Origin of the sequence: Thermus sp., from assembly GCF_037444525.1 — a bacterium.
In the GTDB taxonomy this organism is placed as follows: domain Bacteria; phylum Deinococcota; class Deinococci; order Deinococcales; family Thermaceae; genus Thermus.
Window position 1 is genome coordinate 1 of sequence record NZ_JBBIMD010000116.1, and the last position, 2276, is coordinate 2276.

Genomic DNA, 2276 nt, shown 5'->3' on the forward strand with positions numbered 1-2276 from the left:
CAGGCGGCGTAGCCCGCCTCGGGGCCGGGGGGCCGGAAAACCGCCCCTCGGCCGAGATCGTAAAGGACCGCCCCCGGGACGATGGGCACGGGGCCCATGGGGGTGGGAAACCCCTTTTCCCTCTCCCGGAGAAAACGCACCACCCCCTCCGCCGCCCCAAGGCCAAAGGCGCTTCCCCCCGTGAGGAGGACCGCATGGACCCTCTCCACGGTGTTCTCAGGGGCCAGGAGGTCGGTCTCCCGCGTCCCCGGGGCCGCCCCCCGCACGTCCGCCGCGGCCACCGCGCCCTCCTCGGCGAGGAGGACGGTGCAGCCGGTCTTGGCCTCGAGGTCGGTGAAGTGGCCCACCCTGAGACCCTTTAGGGGAATCCTGCCCCCCGTCCAAGCTTCCGCCATGCCCCCAGTATGGTGTAGCCTAAAGGCCAGGACAAGGGAGGCAGAGCATGTGGACCTACCTCATCCATGGGGAACCCTCGCCCAGGGTCCAAGGGTTTCTGGAGGGGCTTGGGAAGGCCTTGGAGGCCCAGGGCTTCCGCTTAGACCCTGAGGCCGAGGCCCCCAACCTGGTGCTGAACGCCATCGCCAAGGAAGCCCCCAGGCCCTACCGCAGAAAGGCCCAAGCCACCTTCGTGGCCTCGGTGCTGGCGCTTCCCCGGTACCCGGAAGACCCCCTCAGGGAGCTCTACCCCTACTTGGTGCGGGCCCTCTCCAACGTCCTCCTGGCCTACGTGCCCGGGGAGGGGGTGAAGTTCCTCACCCTAGAGCTCGGCCACTACGAGGAGAAGGAAGGGGAGGGGTTTTACGAGCGGGTGGCCGCGCGCCTAAGGCCCATCGCCTGTAGCCGCCTGGTCATCAACAACCTCTTCACCCCCGACCTGGAGCCTGAGCTCTGGCAGGGGGACGAGCTCACGGAGAGCATGCGGCGGGCCGGGCGGAAGCTGAAGGAGTGGGACCTCCTTCCCGCCCCCTTCCCCATTGAGGAGATCCTGCCCCCTGAGGACCTAAGGCACGTGAAGCGGCTTTACGGCATCGGCGGGCTCTCCTACGGCAACCTCTCCGTGCGCAAGGACGAAAGGCGCTTCTGGATGTCGGCAAGCGGGGTGGACAAGGCGAACCTCAAGGAGATCGGCCGGGACATCCTCATGGTGAAGGACTACGACCCGGAAAAGAACGCCATCCTCCTCTCCGTCCCCCCCCACGTGGAGCCCCGCCGGGTGAGCGTGGACGCCATAGAGCACTGGATGATCTACCGGGAGCACCCCGGGGTGGGGGCCATCCTCCACGTGCACGCCTGGATGGAAGGCGTGCCCGCCACCCCCTTCAACTACCCCTGCGGCACCTACGAGCTCGCCCAGGCGGTGGCAGAAAAGGTGCGGGAGGCAAAGGACCCCACCCGGGCGGTGGTGGGCCTCAAGAACCACGGCCTCACCATCACCGGCCGGAGCCTGGACGAGATCCTAGAGCGGATTGAGGGGAAGCTCATCCGCACCGTGCCCATGGCATGAAGGCCCTGGTCTACACCCCTTCCCTCCCCCGCTTCTTCGCCGCCCGGGTCCTGGGAAAAGGGTTCCCCCCCAGGGCCCTGCCCCTCGCCCTGAAGGAGGTCCCCTTGCCAGGGCGGGTGGGCTTCCAGAGGGTGCGGGTCCTCCTAAGCGGGGTCTGCGGCTCGGATCTCGCCCTCCTCCACGGCAAAAGCCCCCCCTCCTTAAGCCCCTTCTTCTCCTTCCCCGCGGTCCTCGGCCACGAGATCCTGGGGGAGGTAGGGGGGGTGCGGGTGGCGGTGAACCCTCTCCTGGCCTGCCTGGAGCGGGGCCTTCCTCCCTGCCCCATGTGCCAGAAGGGGGAGGAGGGGCTTTGCCAGAACCTGGCGGAAGGGGCCCTGGCCCCAGGGATGCTGGGCTATAACCGCGACCTCCCCGGGGGCTGGGGGGAGTGGGTCCTGGCCCGGGAGGAGCGCCTCCACCCCATCCCCGAAGGGGTGCCGGAGGAGCGGGCGGTCTTCGCGGAGCCCCTGGCGGTGGTCCTGAGGGGCCTCCTGCGCTTCCGGCCTTGGCCTGAGGAGGTCCTCATCCTGGGCATGGGGACCATCGGCCTCCTCGCCCTAAGGCTCCTCCGGACCTTGGGGTATGGGGGAAAGGTGTACGCGGTGGCCAAATACCCCCACCAGGCCGAACGGGCCTTGGCCTTCGGGGCGGACCGGGTCTTTGGGGGCGCCAAGGAGGCTCTAGAGGAAAGGGCCCGGCGCTACCGTTACCTCTTCTTTGAGGGGCACCGGGG

3 protein-coding genes are annotated in these 2276 nt (G+C 68.8%); 2 read left to right on the forward strand and 1 reads right to left on the reverse strand.

The window, feature by feature from the left end; all coding sequences use genetic code 11:
* Window positions 1–395: P1 family peptidase (locus WKI94_RS11900; RefSeq protein ID WP_337845934.1), on the reverse strand; the 395-nt coding region annotated here is incomplete at its 3' end.
* Window positions 396–442: 47 nt separating this feature from the next.
* Between WKI94_RS11900 and WKI94_RS11905 the strand changes: the two genes are divergently transcribed.
* Window positions 443–1504 carry a class II aldolase/adducin family protein gene (locus tag WKI94_RS11905; protein WP_337845935.1) on the forward strand — a complete coding sequence of 354 codons (1062 nt, stop codon included), beginning with the start codon at window positions 443–445 and terminating at the stop codon, window positions 1502–1504.
* Window positions 1501–2276: alcohol dehydrogenase catalytic domain-containing protein (locus WKI94_RS11910; RefSeq protein ID WP_337845936.1), on the forward strand; the 776-nt coding region annotated here is incomplete at its 3' end. The genes WKI94_RS11905 and WKI94_RS11910, both read left to right, overlap by 4 nt.

Coding starts and splice junctions, on each gene's coding strand:
- WKI94_RS11905 (WP_337845935.1), top strand. CDS start 443: ATGTGGACCTACCTCATCCATGGGGAACCCTCGCCCAGGGTCCAAGGG.